At 73.7% G+C, this 22,286-nt stretch carries 19 protein-coding genes and 1 pseudogene; 18 read left to right on the forward strand and 2 right to left on the reverse strand.

What is annotated here, in order from left to right; genetic code table 11:
• A partial coding sequence (locus tag FRAQA3DRAFT_RS33885; RefSeq protein ID WP_157468804.1) for a FadR/GntR family transcriptional regulator occupies nucleotides 1-485 on the reverse strand: 485 nt, incomplete at its 3' end.
• A gap of 1,195 nt (nucleotides 486-1,680) precedes the next feature.
• Here FRAQA3DRAFT_RS33885 and FRAQA3DRAFT_RS29825 point away from each other — a divergent pair.
• The 14 genes from FRAQA3DRAFT_RS29825 to nusB all read left to right on the forward strand — a co-directional run bounded on the left by FRAQA3DRAFT_RS29825 (nucleotide 1,681) and on the right by nusB (nucleotide 17,301).
• Nucleotides 1,681-2,586, forward strand: coding sequence for an MHYT domain-containing protein (locus tag FRAQA3DRAFT_RS29825; protein WP_232291824.1), 906 nt, complete (start codon nucleotides 1,681-1,683; stop codon nucleotides 2,584-2,586).
• Between the two features lie 108 nt (nucleotides 2,587-2,694).
• Nucleotides 2,695-4,353, forward strand: coding sequence for a replication-associated recombination protein A (locus FRAQA3DRAFT_RS29830; protein WP_009742775.1), 1,659 nt, complete (start codon nucleotides 2,695-2,697; stop codon nucleotides 4,351-4,353).
• 322 nt (nucleotides 4,354-4,675) lie between these two features.
• On the forward strand, nucleotides 4,676-5,179 hold the full coding sequence (locus FRAQA3DRAFT_RS29835; protein ID WP_009742776.1) for a DUF948 domain-containing protein: 504 nt from the start codon (nucleotides 4,676-4,678) through the stop codon (nucleotides 5,177-5,179).
• Nucleotides 5,180-5,557: a hypothetical protein gene (locus tag FRAQA3DRAFT_RS29840; RefSeq protein WP_009742777.1), complete on the forward strand. Its 378-nt coding sequence runs from the start codon at nucleotides 5,180-5,182 to the stop codon at nucleotides 5,555-5,557.
• Between the two features lie 92 nt (nucleotides 5,558-5,649).
• Nucleotides 5,650-8,295 (forward strand): alanine--tRNA ligase, encoded by a 2,646-nt coding sequence (gene alaS / locus FRAQA3DRAFT_RS29845; protein ID WP_009742778.1) that lies wholly within the window; start codon nucleotides 5,650-5,652, stop codon nucleotides 8,293-8,295.
• 16 nt (nucleotides 8,296-8,311) lie between these two features.
• Complete coding sequence (ruvX, locus tag FRAQA3DRAFT_RS29850; RefSeq protein ID WP_009742779.1) at nucleotides 8,312-8,821, forward strand: Holliday junction resolvase RuvX; 510 nt, start codon at nucleotides 8,312-8,314, stop codon at nucleotides 8,819-8,821.
• Complete coding sequence (gene mltG, locus FRAQA3DRAFT_RS29855) at nucleotides 8,818-10,332, forward strand: endolytic transglycosylase MltG (protein WP_009742780.1); 1,515 nt, start codon at nucleotides 8,818-8,820, stop codon at nucleotides 10,330-10,332. The genes ruvX and mltG overlap by 4 nt, the downstream gene beginning before the upstream one ends.
• Before the next feature lie 71 nt (nucleotides 10,333-10,403).
• Nucleotides 10,404-11,609 (forward strand): shikimate dehydrogenase, encoded by a 1,206-nt coding sequence (locus FRAQA3DRAFT_RS29860; protein WP_009742781.1) that lies wholly within the window; start codon nucleotides 10,404-10,406, stop codon nucleotides 11,607-11,609.
• A gap of 553 nt (nucleotides 11,610-12,162) precedes the next feature.
• Nucleotides 12,163-12,819: a prepilin peptidase gene (locus FRAQA3DRAFT_RS29865; protein WP_009742782.1), complete on the forward strand. Its 657-nt coding sequence runs from the start codon at nucleotides 12,163-12,165 to the stop codon at nucleotides 12,817-12,819.
• A 191-nt stretch (nucleotides 12,820-13,010) separates the two neighbouring features.
• Nucleotides 13,011-14,195, forward strand: coding sequence for a chorismate synthase (aroC, locus tag FRAQA3DRAFT_RS29870; RefSeq protein ID WP_009742783.1), 1,185 nt, complete (start codon nucleotides 13,011-13,013; stop codon nucleotides 14,193-14,195).
• 70 nt (nucleotides 14,196-14,265) lie between these two features.
• Nucleotides 14,266-14,898 (forward strand): shikimate kinase, encoded by a 633-nt coding sequence (locus FRAQA3DRAFT_RS29875; protein ID WP_051054682.1) that lies wholly within the window; start codon nucleotides 14,266-14,268, stop codon nucleotides 14,896-14,898.
• 10 nt (nucleotides 14,899-14,908) lie between these two features.
• The gene (gene aroB, locus FRAQA3DRAFT_RS29880) at nucleotides 14,909-16,024 is read left to right on the forward strand and encodes a 3-dehydroquinate synthase (protein ID WP_009742785.1); all 1,116 of its coding nucleotides are present in this window, start codon (nucleotides 14,909-14,911) and stop codon (nucleotides 16,022-16,024) included.
• A 207-nt stretch (nucleotides 16,025-16,231) separates the two neighbouring features.
• Nucleotides 16,232-16,795, forward strand: a complete 564-nt coding sequence (efp, locus tag FRAQA3DRAFT_RS29885; protein ID WP_009742786.1) for an elongation factor P — start codon at nucleotides 16,232-16,234, stop codon at nucleotides 16,793-16,795.
• Between the two features lie 53 nt (nucleotides 16,796-16,848).
• Complete coding sequence (gene nusB, locus FRAQA3DRAFT_RS29890) at nucleotides 16,849-17,301, forward strand: transcription antitermination factor NusB (RefSeq protein WP_009742787.1); 453 nt, start codon at nucleotides 16,849-16,851, stop codon at nucleotides 17,299-17,301.
• A 385-nt stretch (nucleotides 17,302-17,686) separates the two neighbouring features.
• Here the strand turns inward: nusB and FRAQA3DRAFT_RS29895 are convergent, their stop codons facing one another.
• On the reverse strand, nucleotides 17,687-18,184 hold the full coding sequence (locus FRAQA3DRAFT_RS29895) for a transcriptional regulator (protein ID WP_009742788.1): 498 nt from the start codon (nucleotides 18,182-18,184) through the stop codon (nucleotides 17,687-17,689).
• Between the two features lie 428 nt (nucleotides 18,185-18,612).
• Here FRAQA3DRAFT_RS29895 and pyrR point away from each other — a divergent pair, with 428 nt between their 5' ends.
• From pyrR to FRAQA3DRAFT_RS29915, 4 genes and pseudogenes are all read left to right on the forward strand, one after another.
• The gene (pyrR, locus tag FRAQA3DRAFT_RS29900) at nucleotides 18,613-19,230 is read left to right on the forward strand and encodes a bifunctional pyr operon transcriptional regulator/uracil phosphoribosyltransferase PyrR (protein WP_009742789.1); all 618 of its coding nucleotides are present in this window, start codon (nucleotides 18,613-18,615) and stop codon (nucleotides 19,228-19,230) included.
• Nucleotides 19,231-19,294: 64 nt separating this feature from the next.
• Nucleotides 19,295-20,218, forward strand: a complete 924-nt coding sequence (locus FRAQA3DRAFT_RS29905) for an aspartate carbamoyltransferase catalytic subunit (protein WP_009742790.1) — start codon at nucleotides 19,295-19,297, stop codon at nucleotides 20,216-20,218.
• The gene (locus tag FRAQA3DRAFT_RS29910; protein ID WP_009742791.1) at nucleotides 20,215-21,597 is read left to right on the forward strand and encodes a dihydroorotase; all 1,383 of its coding nucleotides are present in this window, start codon (nucleotides 20,215-20,217) and stop codon (nucleotides 21,595-21,597) included. The genes FRAQA3DRAFT_RS29905 and FRAQA3DRAFT_RS29910 overlap by 4 nt, the downstream gene beginning before the upstream one ends.
• Nucleotides 21,594-22,286: pseudogene (locus FRAQA3DRAFT_RS29915) on the forward strand (hypothetical protein); the annotation flags it as partial. The gene FRAQA3DRAFT_RS29910 and the pseudogene FRAQA3DRAFT_RS29915, both read left to right, overlap by 4 nt.

A 22,286-nucleotide genomic window follows, 5' to 3' on the forward strand; every position in this document is an offset into this window, starting at 1 on the left:
CTGATGAGGGCTTCGGATTCGAGGACGCGGAAGGCTTCGCGCAGGGTGGGGCGGGAGACGCCGAACTGTTCCATGAGGACGGCTTCGGGGGGGAGGGCGTCGCCTTCGTGGAGTTCGCCGCGGACGATCTGGCGGCGTAGGTGGGCGGCGACGAGTTCGGCGGTCTTGGGAACGCGGACGTGCCGCCCGATGCGGGTGACAGCGGTGCCTCCCGGGTCGGCGGTGCCTCCCGGCCCGCGGGCCTCTCCCAGCGCCGCGGTGTCTGCGGAGGCGGCGGATCCCCGCCGCCCGCCGCGGCCTGCTGCTGCGACTCGACGCTGCGGCCCGGCTCGGCCCGGCGTCGCCGACCGGGTGGAAGGCGCGGCCCGTCCCGGCGCCGGGGCTCCCCCCGGCGCCGGGGACCTGTCCGATGCCGCGGAGCCGCCCGGCGAGGCGGACCGGTCCGACGTCTCGGTCCAGGGTGGGGGCGCGGCCGGCGCCCCCAGGGGGACAGGACTGTCGGTCCGGGCGCGGGGCGGTGGGATCACGGTCATGGTGGCACCTTTCCGGGGCGGGGTTTCGGTCACCGGGGGTGGGCTCGGTCGGCGCCGTCGTCGACCGAAGGGCGCAGAGACGGCGGCCAGGTGGATGGGACGGGGGCCAGGCGGGCAGCCGGCTGGGTGGCTAGTGGCGCAGTGGCTGGTGGCGCGGTGGCTGGTGGCGCGGTCGGCTCGACGTCTGGTACGCCGCCGTCCGATAACCGTGACCACGGCCGTCGGGGGGTGGAAATGGCCGCGGGCCGGTGCGCCAGGGGCGCCCTCGGGCCGCATTCCCGCCGGTCGTCGCGCGGTGGTGAGGTGTGGTGCACCGCAGCCAAAGTGCATTGCCGACGCCGTGAACGGCGGCAGTTATGCGCCGGCATCGCTCGCCGCCCCCACCGCCGCGCACCCCACGGAGGTGGTGGGAGCCGCACGAGAAGATAAACCGACTACCTGAACCATACACGCGCACCATTGGGGAGACGTTGTCTCGCGAAAACGAAGTGTGGTCTCCTGGTAGAGGGTTCCGGGTGGTGTCCGGCGACCCAGTGCTATCGGGCCCTTGTCAAGGTGCGGGCGCGGTTCTTTGTGATCCGAGTGTGGGTGAGGGAAAGAGGGTCGGCTCGGCGTAAGGCACCGTTTCCCGTCGCTGGGGATCGCGAGGACTGCCGGTTCGGGGGAATGCGCATCACTCGCGGCCGCCGGTGGAACTCGGGCTCGGGGCCGGGCGTGAGAGGTCCTTGCGTGGTGGCGGAACCCTGATGTCGGCTGCGGTGTCCGGCCGGTGTCCGGTCGGCGCGGGGTGACCGGGCTGGATCTCACCGCCGAGAAGGACCTTCGGCCCGAGTGGACGGGCGGGCGGCGGACTGTCTGCGCAGCTCAGAGACCTCGGATGGCTCGATCGTGCTAGCCGGGTGCCGCCGGAGAAGTCGCCAGGCGACGGCCTCCAACGCCTTGATGGGTTAGATTGTTCTGACCGATAAATCCGCATAGTCCGGTTTGCGATTGAAGCCGTCCTCTGTGACGTGTCGGTTTGCTTTAGGGAGAATTTTGGCTTTCGATGCGACACGTGCTAAATGTGAGTGGATCCGGCCGCTTCAAGGGGGGACACGTGATCGTCGCGCACGCCGTTCATCAGCATGCAAGCCAGGATCTTCTGTTCGTGGTCGTATCCGTTGGACTTGCCGCGGTGGGATCATTCGCCGCGCTGGTGAGCGCGATCCGGATCCCCATATCGCAGGGCGCTGCCCAGGTTCGCTGGACCCTCGCCGCCGCGCTCTCCCTCGGCGGCGGCGCGATCTGGTCCATGCATTTCATCGGGATGATCGGTTATCGAGTCGACGGGCTCGACCTGCGGTACGGCCTGCCAATCACCGGAGTCTCGCTGCTGATCGCCGTGGCGGTCTCGGCGCTGGGGCTCACCCTCGTGGCGCGCCGTCCACGGAGCACCGGATGGCTCGCGCTCAGCGGGGTGATCTCCGGCCTGGGGATCGCCGCGATGCACTACACCGGCATGGCCGCGATGCACGTCGGCGGGACCGTGACGTACCGGCGCGGCATCGTCGTGCTGTCCGTCCTCATCGCCGTGGCCGTGGCACTCGTGGCCCTGTGGATCGCGTTCCGGGTGCGCACCGGCCGCCACGTGGTCGCCGCCTCGCTGGTCATGGCGACGGCGATCTGCGGCATGCACTACACGGCGATGGCTGCCACCCAGGTTCAGGCCGGTCCGGGGTACGAGGAGGTGCGCGGCGCGGACCCGATCTCCCTCGCCCCGATCGTCTGCGTGATCGCCTTCTCGGTGCTGGCGGTGGTCATCTTCGCGGCCATGGGCGGTGTCACCGAGTCCGGCGCGTTCTCGATGGCCCGCGAGGGCAGCCGCCACCGCCGCCCCGCCTCGGCCAGGGTGACTGTGGGTAGGGCTGCGGGTGAAGTCCGGGGTGGGGTTTCCGAACCGCCGCCCGCGCCGGCCGCCTTCGCGAGCCCGCGCGGTGACCAGTACCGGCCCGCGCCGCCGGTCCCCGTCTGGAGCCGCCCTGCCGCCCCGGAGCCGCCTACCCGCTCCGGCTGAGCGTCGCATCCGGTGAACGGCAGGTAGGTCGTCGGTCTGGTCGTGTCTGGTCTGGTCGTGTCTGGTCTGGCCGCGTGCTGACGCCGGTCATGGTCGTACGGTGAACCGGTGAGCCTGTTCGACACCGCGGACCTGTTCGGCGGGGACGCCGCGTCGCTGCCGGGGGACGCGCGTACCGCCGGCGGCGCGGTCGGACCTGCGCCAAGCGGTCCAAGCGGTCCAAGTGGATCGGGCGGATCGGGCGGATCGGGTGCCGGGGGTGTGGCCGGGGGGTCAGGCCCGGTCCCGCTCGCGGCGCGGTTGCGGCCGCGGAACCTGGACGAGCTCGTCGGCCAGCGCCACCTGCTCGGCGCGGGCAGCCCGCTGCGCCGGCTGGTCGAGGGCGGCGGGACGACCTCGGTGATCCTCTGGGGGCCGCCCGGTACGGGGAAGACCACCCTGGCCCACATCGTCTCCCGGGCCACCGGCCGGCGGTTCCGGGAGTTGTCCGCTGTGACGGCGGGCGTGAAGGACGTCCGCGCCGTCATCGACGAGGCCCGCGCCGCGCGGGCGGCCTCCGGCGCGCGCACCGTGCTGTTCATCGACGAGGTCCACCGCTTCACCCGCACCCAGCAGGACGCCCTGCTCCCCTCGGTGGAGCTCGGCTGGGTCACCCTGGTCGCGGCCACCACCGAGAACCCGTTCTTCTCCGTGGTCAGCCCGCTGCTGTCCCGGTCGCTGCTGCTCACCCTCGAACCGCTCACCGACGACGACATCCGCGGCGTGCTCGACCGGGCCCTGCACGACCCACGCGGGTATGCCGGCCGGGTAGCGCTGACCGACGAGGCCCGTGAGCATGTGGTCCGCCTCGCCGGCGGGGACGCCCGCCGCGCGCTGACCGTGCTGGAGGCGGGCGCCGAGGCCCTCCTCGCCGACCTCGCCGCGACCGCTCCCATCGACCCCGCGGCGCCCCCCCACCCCGCCGAAGCCACCGACCCTCCCGAAGCCACCGACCCTCCCGAAGGGGGCGACCCTCCCGAAGCCACCGACCCTCCCGAAGGGGGCGACTCTCCCGAAGGGGATGACGGGGTCGGGAGTGCTCCGCCGGTGGCGCGGCTCGACGTGGACGTGCTCGAACAGGCCGTCAACCGGGCGGCCGTGCGCTACGACCGGTCCGGCGACCAGCACTACGACGTGGTCAGCGCGTTCATCAAGTCGATGCGCGGCGGTGACGCCGACGCCGCGCTGCACTACCTCGCCCGGATGCTGGAGGCCGGCGAGGACCCCCGGTTCATCGCCCGCCGTATGATCATCCTGGCCAGTGAGGACGTCGGCATGGCCGATCCCGGGGCACTCGGCGTCGCGGTCGCCGCCGGGCAGGCGCTCGATCTGGTCGGGCTGCCCGAGGCGCGGCTGGCGCTCGCCCAGGCGGTCATCCACCTCGCGCTGGCGCCGAAGTCGAACGCGGTGATCCGGGCGATCGACGCCGCCACCGCCGACGTGCGCGCCGGGCGGGCCGGCCCGGTGCCGGCGCATCTGCGCGACGCCCACTATCGGGGGGCCGCCAGGGCCGGCAGCGGGGCCGGGTACCGCTATCCGCACGACGCCCCCGGCGGCGTCGTGCGCCAGCAGTACCCGCCCGACGGGCTGACCGGCACGGACTACTACCTCCCCGGCGGCAACGGCTTCGAGCGCCGGGCCACCGAACGCCTGCGCGAGCTGCGGTCCACCGTGCGGGGCACCCCCGACGCCGCGCCCGGAACCGCGCCACCGGGACCGGCCGGCTGAGCGCCGGTCTCGCAACCACCGTTGTGCCGCCCGAGAGACGCCCTGGCCATGGGCCTGCGCCCCAGGCCAGGCGACGGGGGTTACCCGTGACCCCGGCGGATGCCTCGGTAAGGTCACACGAGGGCGTCACCGGGGTGGCGCCCACGGCGTCCACGGTCACCGCGGTTGCGGTCCGCGGGTTTCGCGGCCACCGACGGCCGCGTCCCGCGCCGGTCGCGAGCCCTCGCGACCGGCGGCCCTCGTGGCGAACTGCGGCGTGGCATGGCGTGCCGGATCGGGTGGGGTGGGACCGGCCCAATCGACGATGGAGGCAGGAGCACATATGTCCGGTGGAGCGGTCGCGGGCCTGATCGCGTCGGGCGCGTTCGCAGTGCTCGCCCTGTTCGGCTGTTTCGTCCTGCTCAAACTCGGCAAGATCTTCGACGAGGCGGCGGCGCGGGTGCGCCAGACCGGTGTCGCCATCGACGAGGGAACCGCCCGGGTCCGGCAGGCCGGCGCGACGGTCGACGAGGTCAACGTGGCACTCGCCCATGTGAACAAGGAGCTTGACCGGGTCGACGCGATCACGGCGAACGTGCAGTCGATCACGACGAACGTCTCCTCGCTGACGTCGCTGTTCGCGGCGACGCTGGGCGGCCCGATGGTTCGGGTGGCCGCGTTCAGCTACGGCGTGCGCAAGGCCGCGGCCAAGCGCACCCGGTCCGAGGTCGAATCGCGGGTGAAGTCGCAGATGAAGGCGGACAGGTCGGCCCGGCGCACGGTCGCCGACGACGCCGGCCTGACCCCGGTCGCCGGGGCGGCCGACGGGCGCCGGGAGGGCCGCTAGATGTCCAGGATCTTCTATCTGGCCTTCGGCGCCGCGGCCGGCGTCGTGGTGGTGCGCCAGGCGGCGAAGGCCGCCGCGGCGCTCACTCCGACGAGCCTGGCCGGATCTCTCGTACAGTCGATACAGGAGTTCCTCGCGGATGTGCGTGAGGCGGCGGCGGAGCGGGAGGAAGAGATCCGTGGTGCCCTCGGCCTCGACCGTGACCCGGACGACGATCCGCCCGGCATCTCCGGGCGGCCCGCGGACGCCGGTGCCGGTGCCGCCGGGCCGGCCGTCACCGGGGCGGCCGTCACCGGGGCGGGCACGGCCGGCTACCCGGACGATCTTGACGATGCCGAGCGCACCATGCGGCTGGTCCCGGGTGCTCGCCGGCCCTGACGGCGCGGTGGCCGCACGGGCGGCGGCCGCAGCAGCGCCGCCCACCCTCGGATGACGAACCTCCTCCCACCAGTCTGGACGATGTGAACCCGATGGACACGGCCGAGATCCGCAGCCGCTTTCTCAACCACTTCGCCCGGCGCGGGCACGCGATCGTCCCGAGCGCCTCGCTGGTCGCTCAGGACCCGACGCTGCTGCTGGTCAACGCCGGGATGGTGCCGTTCAAGCCCTACTTCCTCGGGGACCTGGCGCCGCCGTGGCCGCGGGCCACCAGCGTGCAGAAGTGCGTGCGCACCGTCGACATCGAAAACGTCGGGCGCACCGCCCGGCACGCGTCGTTCTTCCAGATGTGCGGCAACTTCTCGTTCGGCGACTACTTCAAGGCCGAGGCGATCCCGTTCGCCTTCGAGCTGCTCGTCGACGGGTTCGGGTTCAAGCCGGACGACCTGTGGGCCACGGTCTACCTCGACGACGACGAGGCCGAGCGGATCTGGCGGGACCTGCTGCCCGCCGAGCGCATCCAGCGCCGCGACAAGGAGGACAACTTCTGGTCGATGGGCGTGCCCGGTCCGTGCGGGCCGTGCAGCGAGATCTACTTCGACCGGGGCGCGGCGTACGGCCGCGAGGGCGGGCCGATCGCCGACGAGGAGCGCTACCTCGAGGTCTGGAACCTGGTGTTCATGCAGTACGAGCGGGGCGAGGGCGCCGGGTACGACTACCCGATCCTGCGCGAGCTGCCGGCCCGCAACATCGACACGGGCATGGGCCTGGAGCGGATGGCGACGATCCTGCAGGGCGTCGACAACCTCTACGAGATCGACATCTCCCGCCCGGTGCTCGACGCCGCCGGCCAGCTCACCGGCCGCCGCTACGGTGCCGATCCGGCCGATGACGTGCGGCTGCGCGTCGTCGCCGACCACTCCCGCACCGCGGCGATGCTCATCGCCGACGGCGTCGTCCCCTCCAACGAGGGCCGCGGCTACGTGCTGCGCCGCCTGCTGCGCCGCGCGGTGCGCGACGCCCGGCTGCTCGGCGCGCGCGAGCCGGTCATGGGCGAGCTGTTCGGCGTCATCGGCACCGCGATGGGCCCGATCTACCCGGAGCTCGTCGACAACGCCGAGACGATCACCGGGGTCGCCGTCGCGGAGGAGGCGTCGTTCGCCGAGACGCTGCGTACCGGTACGACGATCTTCGACACGGCGGTGCGCCAGGTCCGGTCGGCCGGCTCGACCACCCTCGGTGGCGACGAGGCGTTCAAGCTGCACGACACCTACGGCTTCCCGATCGACCTGACGCTGGAGATGGCCGCCGAGGCGGGGTTGTCCGTCGACGAGGCCGGGTTCCGCCGGCTGATGGAGCGTCAGCGCCAGACCGCGAAGGCCGACCGGGCCGCGCGGCGCATCGGCAACGTCGACCTGTCGGCGTTCCGGCCGATCCTGGCCCGCTCCGGCGCGACGACCTTCACCGGCTACGAGGAGCTGTCCCGCGAGTCCGGCGTCGTCGGTCTCGTCGGCATCGCCGACGGCGCGGGCCTCGAGGTGGTCGGCGAGGGTGACGAGGTCGGGGTGGTCCTCGACGCCACCCCCTTCTACGCCGAGAGCGGCGGCCAGGAGCCGGACTTCGGGCTGCTGCGCTTCGACGGCGGCGAGGTCGAGGTCCTCGACGTCCAGCGGCCGGTGCCGGAGCTGGTCCTGCACCGGGTGAAGGTGCGCTCCGGTGAGCTGCGTCTCGGCGACCGGGTGCTCGCCGAGGTCGACGAGAACCGCCGCCGCGCGGTGTCCCGCTCGCACACCGCCACCCATCTCGTGCACGCCGCGTTCCGCCGGGCGCTGGGGGAGGGGGCGACCCAGGCCGGCTCGCTGAACTCCCCGGGCCGGCTGCGCTTCGACTTCCACGCCCTCGGCGCGGTCGGGCCGTCGGTCCTCACCGACGTCGAGGACGAGATCAACGAGGTTGCGCTGCGTGACCTGCCGGTCCGCGCGTTCGTCACGACCCAGGAGGAGGCCCGCCGGCTCGGCGCGATGGCGCTGTTCGGCGAGAAGTACGGCGATGCCGTGCGCGTCGTCGACGTGGGCGACTACGCCCGCGAGCTGTGCGGCGGTACCCACGTGGCCAGCTCCGCCCAGCTCGGCGCGGTCAAGCTGCTGTCGGAGTCGTCGATCTCCGCGGGGACCCGCCGGGTGGAGGGGCTGGTCGGCATCGACGCGTTCCGCTATCTGGCCCGCGAGCACCTGCTCGTCTCCCAGCTCTCCACGGCGCTCAAGGCCCGTCCCGACGAGCTGGCCGACCGCGTCACCGACATCGTCGGCCGGCTGCGCGACGCCGAGCGGGAGCTGGACAGGCTGCGGGCCGCCGCGGTGCTCGCCGGCGCCGGGGCGCTGGCCGAGGGGGCCGAGGACGTCGGCGGCGTCGCCGTCGTCACCGCGGAGGTGCCGGCCGGTACCGCGCCCGACGACGTGCGCCTGCTGGCGATGGACGTGCGCGGGCGGCTGGCCGGGCGACCCGCGGTGGTCGCCGTGGTCAACAGCGACGGCTCCTCGATCGTCGTGGTCACCGATGAGGGCGCTCGCGCGGCGGGGCTGCGCGCCGGTGACCTGGTCCGCAACTCCTGGGCGAGCCTGGGCGGCAAGGGCGGCGGCAAGCCCGACATCGCCCAGGGCGGCGGCGGGAAGCCCGAGCTGGTCCCGGCCGTCTTCGCGAAGCTGCGCGGGCTGGTGGCCGAGCTCGCGGCCCGGTGAGCGGCCGGCGGACCCGGTGAGCGGCCCGGCGGGCGGCCCAGACAGCCGGCCCGGGGTGCGCATCGGCGTCGACGTCGGCTCCGTGCGGGTCGGGATCGCCGCCAGCGACCCCGGCGGCGTCCTCGCGGTGCCGGTCACCACCCTGACCCGGGATAAGCGCCATAATGCGGACATCGAGCAGCTTGTCCAGATCGTGCGAGACAGGCAGGCTGTAGAGGTCGTGGTGGGCCTGCCCAGGCAGATGTCGGGGCAGGAGGGACGGGCGGTCCTGTTGGTCCGGCAGTACGTCGAGGTACTCGCCGAGCGGATCGCCCCCGTCCCTGTGCGGTTCGTGGACGAGCGGCTCACCACGGTTGCGGCTCATCGCAGAATGGCCGAGCGTGGCGTTCGTTCCCGCGCCCGCCGCAGTCTCGTGGATCAGGAGGCAGCCGTGCAGATCCTGCAGCACGACCTGGACAGCCGCCGGGGGGGCGGCGCGCCCGGCGTGGGCGGATCCACGGAGGCCTTCCCCCAGGATGCGAGGTGACGGGGGGCGGCGACCTCGACGAGATGCTCGACGAGGATCCCTATCGCCGTGGCCGCCGTTCCTCCGGACACGCCGACCGCCGCCCCGCTGACCGCCGTCCGGCCGACCCCCGCCCGGCCGACCCCCGCCCGGCCGATCGCGGTCCCGCCGGTCGGCATCCCGGCGGGTACCCCGATGACGGGTATGCCGACGAGCGTTACGCCGACGACGGGTATGCCGACGACCGACACGCCGACGATGGCTATGCCGACGAGAGCTATGCCGACGACTACGGGGACGGCCCCCACTCGCGCAACGCCCCCGCCACCGACTCCCGTGGTGACCGCCGCGGCGGTGACCGCCGGCGTGACCGCCACTCCGCCGGCGGCTACCCGTCGCGGGACGACTCCGAGGACTGGGGCGGCGGCTGGGACGACGACGCCGAGGAGCGCCGCGGCCGGGCGCTGCCGAAGCTGATCGCCGTCCTCCTCGTCGTCGCCGCCCTGCTCGGCCTCGGCATCTTCGGGATCGGCAAGGTCATCGGCCGGGTCTCCGGCGGCGGCTCCACCAGCGCCGACTACTCCGGCTCGGGCGAGGGCATCGCGGTGGTCCAGGTCCCCGACGGCGCCACCGCCCGTCAGATCGCCGTGGAGCTGCGCGACGCGGACGTGACCGCGTCCGTCTCGGCGTTCGTCAAGGCCGCGTCCGCCAACCCCAAGTCGCTGGGCATCCAGCCGGGCACCTACCGGCTGCGCAGCCGGATGAGCGCCGAGGCGGCGCTCGCCGCGTTGCTCGATCCGGCGTCCTCCGCGCCGTTCAAGTTCGTCATCAAGGAGGGCATGACCGTCCGCCAGGTGCTCAACGGCCTGCACGAGCGGCTCGGCACGCCGATGAGCGACCTGGAGGCGATCGCCCGCAACCCCGCCCAGCTCGGCCTGCCGTCCTACGCCCGCACACGGGAGGGCTCCCCGAACCTGGAGGGCTACCTCTTCCCGTCCACCTACGACCTGGTGCCCGGGTCCACCCCCGTCCAGCTGCTGACCTCCTTCGTCACCCGCTTCAAGAAGGAGGCGGCGTCGATCGCCCTGGAGACCAAGGCCGCCGCGCGCGGGGTCAAGCCGGCCGACATCGTGACCATCGCCTCGATCATCGAGAAGGAGGTCGCGAACGCCAACGAGGGGCCCCAGGTCGCCCGGGTGATCTACAACCGGCTCGCCGACACCACCGGGCGCTTCCGTCGCCTCGACATGGACTCGACGACCCGCTACGCGGAGAACGAGTACGAGGGCCCGCTGACGAAGGAGCAGCTCAACAAGGCCGATCCGTACAACACCCGGGCGGTGGCCGGCCTGCCCCCGGGCGCGATCTCCAACCCGGGGATCTGGGCGTTGAAATCCGCCCTGGAACCGGCCGCCGGGTCATGGTTGTATTTCGTGTCCATGCCGCAGAGCAAGGTGACGCGCTTCGCCGCGACCGACCAGGAGTGGGCCGAGGCGCGGGCGCAGTACCTTGCCGAGGGCGGCAAGGAGTAACGGCCCCGCACCGGGCGACCGGCGGGTGTGGACACGGGGCGACGCCGCCTGACCGGGCGACGGTGCCCGACATGGCGACAGGTGTGGACGACGAGCGGCGGCGTCGGACCGGCACGACGGCCGGCAGGCGATCCGGCGCGTACGGCTGTGCCCGGGCGGCCCTGAACCAGGCGGAGGGCCACGTGGTGCGGGAGATCCAACTGGGCGGTATGGGCGGGGGTGGCGGCCCTGGCGGGGGTGGCGGCATCGGCGGCGTGGACGGCATCGGCGGCGTGGGCGCGCGGCCGGCGGCGCAGCGGCCGGAGACCATCGCCGCCGCGGCGACGCCCGCGCATCCGGCCCGCGCCGCCGTGCTCGGCGCCCCGGTGGATCATTCGCTCTCCCCGGTGCTGCACACGGCCGCCTACGCGGAGCTCGGGCTCGCCGTCACCTATACCGCCATCCACTGCACCGCGTCCGACCTGCCGGAGATGGTGGACCGGGTCCGGTCCGACCCGGACTGGGTCGGCCTGTCCCTGACGATGCCGCTCAAGACCGTCGCCCTGGACCTGCTCGACGAGGTCGACCCGACGGCGGCGGCGATCGGCGCGGTCAACACCGTCGTCGTCGGCGAGGCCGGCCGGCTGCGCGGCTACAACACCGACGTGGTGGGCATCGGCGTCGCCCTGCGCCGGGTCATGCGCGGGGCGGTGCCCGGCCAGCCGCTGGTCCTCGGCGCCGGCGGCACCGCCCGTGCCGCCGTCGCCGCCGTCGCCGCCGCCGGCTGCCCGCACGTCGCCGTGGTGGCCCGCCGCCCCGAGGCGATCGCGGAGGTGGCCCAGATCGGCGCCCGCCTCGGCATCGAGGTGACGGCGCTGCCCTGGGAGCTGCTCGCCACCGGCCTGCCCACCGGCCCGGACCTCGTCATCGCCACCACCCCGGCCGGCGCGACCGACTCCCTCGCGACCCGTCGCTGGCCGATGTCCAGCCAGCTCGTCGAGCTGCTTTACCATCCGTGGCCGACCGCGCTCGCCGCCGCCGCCTATCGGGCCGGCGCCCGCGTCGCCAGCGGCCTGGAGATCCTCGCCGCCCAGGCCGTCGGGCAGGTCGAGCACTTCACCGGCCGCCGCGTCCCCGCCGGCGTCCTGCTGACCGCCGGCCAGGCCGCCCTCGACGAACGCACGAGCTCGGCTCCCAGCGCCGGCTCCGAGGCCCACCGCGCCGGTCCGACCTCGCGCAGCGCCGGGCCGACCGGTACCGTCCCCGCCGCGCCCTCCCCCGGCCCGACCGGCGTCTGATGTCCGGCCAGGCCGCCCCCGTCCCGTCGGCCCAGCCCGGATCGTCGGTTCCCGCGACGTGCCGGGCGCGGCTCACCGGCCGCGCCATTGTGGTCCTTCCAGGGCGGTATATGGGGTATGCGCGGTATGCCGTCCGCCGGGATGGGCGGCGGCGCCCGCGTACCCACCGACTCCGCGTCCCGCGACTGCGCGCAGCACCCCCTCGGGTGTCCTGCCCGGGGGCGACGGCGGGTGCCGACCGCGGATGGCCCGTGGTTGCGGCGTGGTGTGCACGGTCCGCGGCGACGAAAGCGTGCGCAGCACGCCGCGATCCACCCCGGCGGCGGGCGGTTGCGACGCCCCGCGCGGGCCGGGTGGCGGTTGGGACGTGGTGTGCGCGTCCCGCGGTTCGGCAACCGTGCGCAGCACCCCCCGAAGGGACCCGGCCGGTGCCGGCGCCGGGGGTCCGCGGCAGGGGGCCGGTGGATGCGGGGTGCTGGGTATGGTCCGCGGCCGGGAAGACGGGCGCAGCACGCCGCGACGCCGCGGGCCCGCCCCGGGCGGTGGGCTAGCCGTGGCGGGGGTCGGGCTCAGCGCGCTGATCGCGCTGGTGGCGCTCGGCGTCGCGGTGCCGGTCGGGCGCCGGGTCGTGGCCGGTGTTCCCCCGCCGGCCGGCCACGAGCCGCGCCACGCCGCCCCCGGGACGGCGGCCCTGGGGATCGGGACGGCGGTGGTCGTGGCCGCGGTGACCGCCGCGCTGTATCGCCATCCGGGCTGGTTACCCGCCTATCTGTACCTGAGCGTGGTCGGGGTGTGGCTGGCCGCGGTCGATGTGCGCGTGCACCGGCTGCCCGACCATCTGGTGCTGCCGTCCTACCCGGTGCTGGCCGCGCTGTTCGGGATCGCCGCGCTGGTCGACGACGCGCCGGTTCGCCTGCTGCGGGCCGCGATCGCCGGCGCCGCCTGCTGGCTGGCCTTCCTGGCGCTGTACCGGCTGCCGGGCGCGGGCCTGGGCCGGGGTGACGTCAAGCTCGTGGGCCTGCTCGGCGGGGCGCTGGGCTGGCTGGGCTGGCCGAACGTCGTGTTCGGGATGTTCGCCGGGGTGGTCCTCGGCGGGGTGGCGGCGCTCGTGCTGCTCGCCGCCCGCCGGGCCGGCTGGCACGACCGGCTCGCCTACGGGCCGTTCCTGCTGGCCGGAACCCTGCTCGCCGTCCTGGTCGGGGGCGGTTGACCGCGGCCGGTCACCCTCCGTGCTCCGGGGAGTCCCGTGGGTCTCGCCGGTCCGGCGTCCGGGCCCGGCCGAGGGGAGGCGGAGCCGAGGGGAGGCGGAACTGTCACGACAGGTGAACCTCGGCGACGACGGACGTGACCCTGTTCCCGACGCGACGTGCAACATCGGGGGGTCGTGAAACACTGGATGGCATGGTGCGTTGGTTGACTGCCGGGGAGTCGCACGGTCCAGCCCTGGTGGCCACGGTCGAGGGGCTGCCCGCGGGTATCCGGGTGACCAGTGACGACATCGCCGCGGAGCTCGCCCGTCGGCGGCTCGGGCACGGCCGCGGGGCCCGGATGAGCTTCGAGCGGGACGTGGTCGAGCTGCTCGGCGGCCTGCGCCACGGCGTCTCGCTCGGCGGTCCGATCAGTGTCGTCGTCCGCAACAGCGAGTGGCCGAAGTGGGAGCGGGTGATGTCACCCGACCCGGTCGACCCGGCCGCGCTCGCGGGCCTGGGCCGCAACGCCCCGCTGACCCGGCCCCGGCCCGGCCATGCGGACCTCGCCGGCATGCAGAAGTACGGCTTCGACGACGCCCGGCCGGTGCTGGAGCGGGCCAGCGCCCGCGAGACGGCCGCGCGGGTCGCGCTCGGCACCGCGGCCAAGGCGCTGCTGCGCCAGGCGTACGGCATCGAGATCCTCTCCCACGTCGTCGCGATCGGCGCGGTCGAGGTCCCGCCGGGCCTGCCCGCGCCCACCTCGCTCGCGGCCATCGACGCCGACCCGGTCCGCTGCGCCGACCAGGCGACCAGCGTGCGGATGGTCGCCGAGATCGACGCCGCTCACGCCGACTCCGACACCCTCGGCGGCATCGTCGAGGTGCTGGCCTACGGCTGCCCGCCGGGGCTCGGTAGCTACGTGCACGGCGACCGACGCCTCGACGCGCGCCTCGCCGGGGAGCTCATGGGCATCCAGGCGATCAAGGGCGTCGAGTTCGGCGACGGGTTCACCACCGCCCGCCGCCGCGGCTCGGTCGCACACGACGAGATCGAGCCGGCCGGCGGCGCGGGCCGGCGCGTGCGGCGCGCCACCGACCGGGCCGGCGGCGTCGAGGGCGGCATGACCACCGGCGAGCCCCTGCGGGTCCGCGTGGCGATGAAGCCGATCTCCTCGCTCACCCGGCCGCTGTCCACGGTGGACGTGACCACCGGCGAGGCCGCGGTCGCGATCAACCAGCGGTCGGATGTCTGCGCGGTGCCCGCCGCGGGCGTCGTCGCCGAGGCGATGGTCGCGCTCGTGCTCGCCGACGCGGCCCTGGAGAAGTTCGGCGGCGACTCGGTGGAGGAGAGCCGGCGCAACTGTGAGGGCTACCTGAAGTCCCTGGTCATTCACTGATGTGGGGCATCCACTGATCGGGTCGTCCACACTGGTCGTCGAGCGGGACTGCAGACGGGGTAACAAGATCATGCTTGGGGAGGCGGCGCAGGCGGCGCCGGCCGGGCCGCGCGCGGTCCTGGTCGGGGCGCCCGGCGCGGGCAAGACGACGGTGGGCACCCGGCTCGCGCAGCGGTGGGGTGTCGGGTTCCGCGACACCGACGCGGACGTCGAGGCGGAGCTCGGCCGCAGCGTCGCCGACATCTTCATCGAGTTCGGCGAGGAGTACTTCCGGGCCGCGGAGTCGCGAGCGGTGGCCGCCGCGCTCGCCGAGCACCGCGGGATCGTCGCCCTGGGCGGCGGGGCGGTCCTCGACGCCGCCACCAGGGCGCTGCTCGCCGGTCACCGGGTCGTGTACCTGGAGGTCGGCGTGTCCGACGCGGTCCGCCGGGTCGGCCTCGCGCGCGACCGACCGCTGCTCGTCGAGGGGCCGCGCGCCCGGCTCGCCGCCCTGCTCAAGGCCCGCCAGCCGCTGTACGCCGAGGTGGCGGCGATCGTCGTCGACACCGCCGGCCGCGAGCCGGACGAGGTCGCCGATCTGGTCGCCGCGGCCCTGGCGGAGCTGCCCGCGCCGCCGGCTCCGGAGGCGTCGCCAGCCCGTTCCGACCCGGCCGTCCCGAACCCGGCCGTCCCGAACCCGGCCGGCACGAACCCGGCGCAGTGAGGATTCCACGGTGAGTGTGCAGGCGAAGGTGTCCGACGTCGTGCGGATCCCGGTCCGGCCGGGCGGCGAGCGGGCCTATGACGTCGTGCTCGGGGAGGGGCTGCTCGGCGATCTGGCGGAGACGGTCGCCGGGCGGACCCGAGCCGCGGTGATCCATCCGGCGGCGCTGCGGGCCACGGCGGACGCCGTCGTCGCGGACCTGCGGGCGACCGCGGGGGTCGAGGCGCACGCGGTCGAGGTGCCCGACGGCGAGGAGGCCAAGCAGCTGCGCATCGCCGGCTTCTGCTGGGACGTCCTCGGCCGGATCGGCTTCACCCGCGACGACGTGATCATTGGCCTGGGCGGGGGCACCGTGACCGACCTGGCCGGATTCGTCGCCGCGAGCTGGCTGCGCGGGGTGGACGTCGTCCAGGTGCCGACCACCGTGCTCGGCATGGTCGACGCGGCCGTCGGTGGCAAGACCGGCATCGACATCGACGCGGGCAAGAACCTCGTCGGCGCGTTCCACCAGCCGCTGACCGTGCTGTGCGACCTCGCCGCGCTGTCCTCGCTGCCGGCCGTCGAGGTGCGCGCCGGGCTCGCCGAGGTCGTCAAGACCGGGTTCATCGCCGACGCCGCCATCCTCGACCTGCTCGACGCCGACCCGACGGGCGCCGCGCACCTGCCCGAGCTGATCGAACGGTCCATCCGGGTGAAGGCCGACGTCGTCTCCGGTGACCCGCGCGAGGCGGGCCGTCGGGAGATCCTCAACTACGGCCACACCCTCGGCCACGCGATCGAGAAGGTCGAGCACTTCAGCTGGCGGCACGGCGCGGCGATCTCGGTGGGCATGGTGTTCGCGGCGGAGCTGTCCCGGCTCGTCGCCGGCCTCGACGACGCCACCGCCGACCGGCATCGCGAGCTGCTGACCCGCATCGGCCTGCCGGTGACCTACCGCGGCGACCGGTGGTCGGCGCTGCTCGACGCGATGCGCGTGGACAAGAAGTCCCGCGGCCGGCGGCTGCGCTTCATCGGCCTGGCCGCGCAGGGCGAGACCGTCATCCTCGATAATCCGGACACCGGCCTGCTGATCGCCGCGTTCACGGCGGTCGCCCCCGACGGTCTGTCGCTGCCCGACGCACTCTGACCGCACCGGTGCCCCGGGACGCGGCGCCGGGCTCGGTAGACTTGTCCGCGGCCTGGCTGATCGCCGCCGCGCAGGGACCGTCAGCGGCCCCGGGCGCGCGGTCGCGGCCGACGGGGTCGCCGCGGCGCGTGCGACCCGATGACTCTAGGCTTCAGCACGACGACGATCCGCCGTGCAGGCACGGCAACCGAACGGAGAACGCGCGCAGTGGCGACCAGCAACGACCTGAAGAACGGCATGACGCTCGACATCGACGGGGTGTTGTGGAACGTCGTCGGCTTCCAGCACGTCAAGCCGGGTAAGGGCGGGGCGTTCGTTCGCACGACCCTGAAGAACGTGCTCACCGGGAAGGTCGTCGACCGCACCTTCAACGCCGGCGTCAAGGTCGAGGTCGCGACCGTGGACCGGCGCGAGATGACCTACCTCTACCGGGACGGCGCCGAGTTCGTCTTCATGGACAGCGAGTCCTACGACCAGATCCCGATCCCGCCGGACGTCGTCGGCACGACCGCCGACTACATGCTGGAGAACACCGTCGCCACCGTCGCGCTGCACGACGGCGCCCCGCTCTACGTGGAGCTGCCCGCCAGCGTCGAGCTCACCATCGCCCAGACCGACCCGGGCGTGCAGGGCGACCGCTCGACCGGCGGCACCAAGCCCGCGACCCTGGAGACGGGCGCGACGATCAACGTGCCGCTGTTCATCACGACCGGCGAGAAGGTCAAGGTCGACACCCGCGACGGCCGTTATCTGGGCCGGGTGACGAGCTGAGCGCCAGGTCCAAGGCCCGCAAGCGCGCGCTGGACATCCTGTTCGAGGCGGACGTGCGCGGCGTCGGCGTACTGGAGATCCTCACCGCCCGGCGTGCCCAGGCCGACCCGCCCGTCTCGGAGTACGCCGAGGGGCTGGTCAGGGACGTCGTCGAGCACTGGCGGGAGATCAACGAGCGGATCGGCCGGCACGCCGAGGGCTGGACGCTGGAGCGCATGCCCCCGGTCGACCGCAACATCCTGCGGATCGCGGTGCTGGAGCTGCTGTGGCGGCCCGACGTGCCGCCCCGGGTCGTCATCGACGAGGCGGTGGAGCTGGCGAAGAACCTGTCCACCGACCGTTCGCCGACGTTCGTCAACGGCCTGCTCGGTAGCCTGGTCGACGCCGGGGTGGTGTCGGCGACGGCCGAACCGGCGGCAGGAGAGGTCTCAGCGCTGGGAGAGGTCTCGGCGGCGGGCCGGCCGGCCCCGCCGGAGCCGGCCGCGGGGTCGGCCCGGGAGTCCTGACCGACCAGGTCCTGATCGGCCGGATCCTGGTCGACCGGGCCTGCGGGTGGGGCGGTCCGGGGCGATCGGCGTCGGCCGGTGCCACGATCGGCGTGCCCGGTACGTCGCCCCAAGCGACGTACCGGGGTACCCCCGGCTGTCTGTGTGCCACTCGCGTACGGCCGGCCAGAGACCCCGAAGCCGACCCGCGATCACATCACGATGAAGCTGCTGGTGCCACGAACGAGACTGCTGGTGGTGCTGGGCTTGCTGGTGGTGCTGGGCTTGCTGGTGGTGCTGGGCTTGCTGGTGGTGCTGGGCTTGCTGGTGGTGGTGCTGGGCTTGCTGGTGGTGCTGACTTGGCGCTGGTGGTGCGCGCGCTACCGGTGGAGCACCGGCGCAGCCGTCAGACGTCGGAGGCGGTGGCGTCCGCGCCCTGCTCCGGGGACAGCACGCCCCAGGAGACGAGCTGCTCGGTGAGCTTGCTGGGGGAGGTGTCGTAGATCACCGCGAGCGAACGCAGGTCCTCGTAACGGATGGAGAGAACCCGGCCGTTGTAGTCGCCGCGCTGGCTCTGGATGGTCGCCGCGTACCGGGCGAGCGGTCCGCCCTGCTCCTTGGGAACCTGGGAAAGGCGCTCGAGGTCGAGGACGATCCGCGGGGACTGCTCCAGCGGGGCGACGGTGGAACCCTCGGGAAGAAGCTCCCCGACCGGAACGCCGTAGAACTCCGCGAGCTCCGAGAGACGCTGTACGGTGACGGCGCGGTCCCCACGTTCGTAGGAACCCACGACGACGGCTTTCCACCGACCGTGCGACTTCTCTTCGACGCCATGAAGCGAGAGCCCCTGCTGGGTGCGTATCGCGCGCAGCCGAGCACCGAGCGCCTTCGCATAGTCGGACATCGGAGTGCCCACTCCTGTCGTGGTCGATCAGTTGGAACCGGGGCTCATGCCGCCGGCGGTTACCGATAGTAGTGCCCGCCGGGTTGAGGCTCGACACCCGGGGGGTCGTGTCGCTTCTTTCTTTGTACCACTTTCTGTAGCCCTCCGGTTGCGCCCTACGCCTGCCCGGCGGGAACTTCCGCCGATCGGCGTACCTGCGCATGCGGAAGTGAACCCGGTGACGTGCAGTCACGGCCTGGCGATGATAGTTGGCGCGGCAACAATGCGCACGGGGGTCGCGAACCGGTGGGCGCGGAGGGGGTCCGGCGGCCGGGCGGGTGCCGGCGGGCCCCGTCGCGAGACCCTCACTCGTCCGGAGTGCCCTGGTAACGTCGCTGAGACCGCTCCTTTAAGGACCGTCCCGTGAGGCGGGGAAGGAGGGATGCCGCGTGGCCTCTGCTGCCGCGAGCGACCCCGCATCGCGCCGTCCCGGCATTGCCCGGACAGTACTGTCCGCCGACGACATCACTCGGATCGTCAGCCGGATGGCGCACCAGATCCTCGAAAAGACCTCCGGTGGTGCCGGTGTCGTGCTGCTCGGGGTACCCACCCGAGGGGTACCCCTCGCACATCGTCTGGCACAGCGAGTACAGGCCGTCGAGGGAGTGGATCTTCCTGTCGGCTCGCTCGACCCAACCATGTATCGCGACGATCTGCGACTGCGCGGGGTTCGGCCACTGGAGGTGACCGAAATTCCCGACGGCGGGGTCGACGGCCGGGTGGTGATCCTCGTCGACGACGTCCTCTACTCGGGGCGCACGGTGCGCGCCGCGCTCGACGCGCTGGCCGCCTACGGCCGCCCCCGCACGGTCCAGCTCGCCGTCCTCGTCGACCGGGGCCACCGCGAGCTGCCGATCCGCGCCGACTACGTCGGGAAGAACATGCCGACCTCGCGCCGCGAGTCGGTGGCCGTCCGGCTGCGGGAGATCGACGGCGCCGACGCCGTGCTCATCCTGTCGCCCGAAGCCAGCCCGGCCGGCGCGGCTGACCCGGGAGACCTGCCGTGACGCGGTGGTCGGGCTCCGGGCGGGGGCGCGCGGGGACGGCACGGGCGGCGAACGGAGGTCGGGTATGAACAGGCACCTGCTGTCGACCGAGGACCTCAGCCGGGACGACGCGCTGCTGGTGCTGGACACCGCGGAACGGATGGCGCGGGTCGCCGAGGCTTCGGTCCGCAAGCTGCCGACCCTGCGGGGCCGCACCGTGGTCAACCTTTTCTTCGAGGATTCCACCCGTACCCGCACGTCCTTCGAGGTAGCCGCCAAGAGACTGTCGGCCGATGTGATCAATTTTTCGGCGCGCGGGTCAAGCGTGTCGAAGGGCGAGAGCCTGAAGGACACCGCGCAGACCCTCGAGGCGATGGGTGCCGATGCGGTGGTCTGCCGGCATTCCGCCAGCGGCGCGCCGCACCGGCTGGCGACCTGGGTGCGCGGCAGCGTGGTGAACGCCGGCGACGGCACCCATGAGCATCCGACCCAGGCGCTGCTCGACGCGTTCACGATGCGTCGGCGGCTCGGCCGGGTCGACGGGCTCGCCGTCACCATCGTCGGCGACGTGCTGCACTCCCGGGTGGCGCGGTCCAACGTGTGGCTGCTCGCCACGCTCGGTGCCAGTGTGACGGTGGTGGCCCCGCCCACGCTGTTGCCTCTTGGTGTCTCCTCGTGGCCGGTCGAGGTGTCGTACGACCTCGACGCGGTGCTACCCAAGAGCGATGTGGTGATGATGCTGCGGGTCCAGCGGGAGCGGATGTCGGCGGCGTTCTTCCCCACCGAGCGGGAGTACAGCCGCCGCTACGGGCTGGACGTGGACCGGGCCGCGACCCTGCCCGAGCACGCCCTGGTCATGCATCCGGGGCCGATGGTGCGCGGGATGGAGATCTCTTCCCAGGTCGCAGACTCCGTCCGGTCGACGGTGGTGGAGCAGGTCGCGAACGGGGTGAGTGTGCGGATGGCCGTGTTGTATCTGCTGCTGGGCGGTTCCGGGGAGGTCTCATGACGGCGGGTGCGGGCGGTACGGGAGGTCCGGCCGGTGGGCCGGCGGCGGGTGGCTCGGGACAGTCCTGGGTGCTGCGCCAGGTCCGCCCGCTCGGCGGCGACCCCGTCGACGTGCTGCTCACCGATGGCGTCGTGGCGGCCTGGCGGCCCGCGGGCTCGACCGGTCCGGACTCCGACGGCCTGCCCCCCGGGACCACCATCCTGGACACCGCCGGCCTGATCATGCTGCCGGGCCTGGTCGACCTGCACACCCATCTGCGCGAACCCGGTCGGGAGGACGCCGAGACGGTCGAGTCGGGCACCCGGGCCGCCGCGCTCGGCGGCTACACCACCGTGTTCGCGATGGCGAACACCAACCCGGTCGCCGACACCGCGGGCGTCGTCGAGCAGGTCTGGCGGCTCGGGCTCGACGCCGGCCACTGCGACGTGCGGCCGGTCGGCGCGGTCACGGTGGGGCTGGCGGGGGAGCGGCTGGCCGAGCTCGGCGCGATGGCGACGTCCGCGGCCGAGGTGCGGGTGTTCTCCGACGACGGGCACTGCGTGTCCGACGCCCTGCTCATGCGCCGGGCGCTGGAGTACGTCAAGGCGTTCGACGGGGTGATCGCCCAGCACGCCGAGGAGCCGCGGCTGACCGCCGGCGCCCAGATGAACGAGGGGGCCATGGCCGCCCGGCTGGGGCTGCCCGGTTGGCCCGCGGTCGCCGAGGAGGCGATCATCGCCCGGGACGCGCTGCTGGCCGGGCACGTCGGGTCCCGGCTGCACGTCTGCCACGTCTCCACCGCGGGCTCGGTGGACCTCATCCGCTGGGCGAAGGCGAAGGGCTGGCAGGTCACCGCCGAGGTCACCCCGCACCACCTGCTGCTCACCGACGACCTGGTCAGCTCGTTCGACCCGGTCTACAAGGTCAACCCGCCGCTGCGTACCGCCGCCGACGTCGCCGCGCTGCGCGCCGGCCTCGCCGACGGGACGATCGACTGTGTGGCAACCGACCACGCCCCGCACGCGCTGGAGGACAAGGAGACGGAGTGGGCCGCGGCCCGGCCCGGCATGCTGGGCCTGCAGACCGCGCTGTCGGTGGTGATGGAGACGATGGTCATCCCCGGGCACCTCGACTGGGCCGGCGTCGCAGACCGGATGGCCCTGGCTCCGGCCCGCATCGGTGGCCTGCCGCGACCGGCGGCGCAGCGGTGGAGTTCCATAGCGGTGGGTGCGCCCGCAACCGTGACGCTGCTCGACCCGTCACCGTGGCGGGTCGTGGAGGCGGACGCGCTCGCCAGCCGCAGCCGCAACACCCCCTATGCGGGGCGGTCTCTGCCGGGAGCGATCCGCGCCACGTTCCTGCGGGGCCGGCCCACCGTGCTCGACGGGAAGGTCGTATGACTGTCTCGCTACCCGCCACCCCACCGGCCGTCATCGCCGCCGACAGGGGGCCGGACCGCCTGGGCCTGCACCTGCTGCTCGTGGTAGGCCTGCTGCTGCTGTTCGTCGCGGTGGTCGGGGCGATGCTGCGGGCCTGGCGCAACAAGGCCGACCGGCAGGAGGAGGACCTGCCCGAGCTGCCCGACCCGCCGGCCGAGCCCGGCACGGTGTTCGCCGCCCCGCTACGCGGGATGTACCTCGGCACCGTGGACGCCGGCCACTGGCTGGAGCGGATCGCCGCGCATGGCCTGGGCGGGCGCACCGGCGGGTACGTCAGCGTGTACGAGACCGGCGTGCGGGTGGACCGCGGTGGCGATGCGTTCTGGATCCCCCGGGAGGCCGTCCGCGGCGCCCGCCTGGAGCGGGCCCACGCCGGCAAGGTCTCCGCGCCGGGGCGCCTGATCGTGATCGCCTGGTCGTTCGGCGGGCACGAGCTGGAGACCGGCTTTCGCGGGGAGGACCGGGCCCGCCAGCCCAAGGTGGTCCGGGCCGTGCACGACCTCATCGGCCCGCCGCCGGCCCACCTGGCCTCCGGCGACGTCACCTCGCCGCACTCGGTGCCGCGGATGCGACCGCGGCTGCGCCCGCGGGCCGTGGTCCCGGGACCGGGCGGCGGCCCGCCGCCGCGGCCGGGATCCGGCCAGCCCACC

Origin of the sequence: Frankia sp. QA3, assembly GCF_000262465.1 — a bacterium.
Taxonomy (GTDB): domain Bacteria; phylum Actinomycetota; class Actinomycetes; order Frankiales; family Frankiaceae; genus Frankia.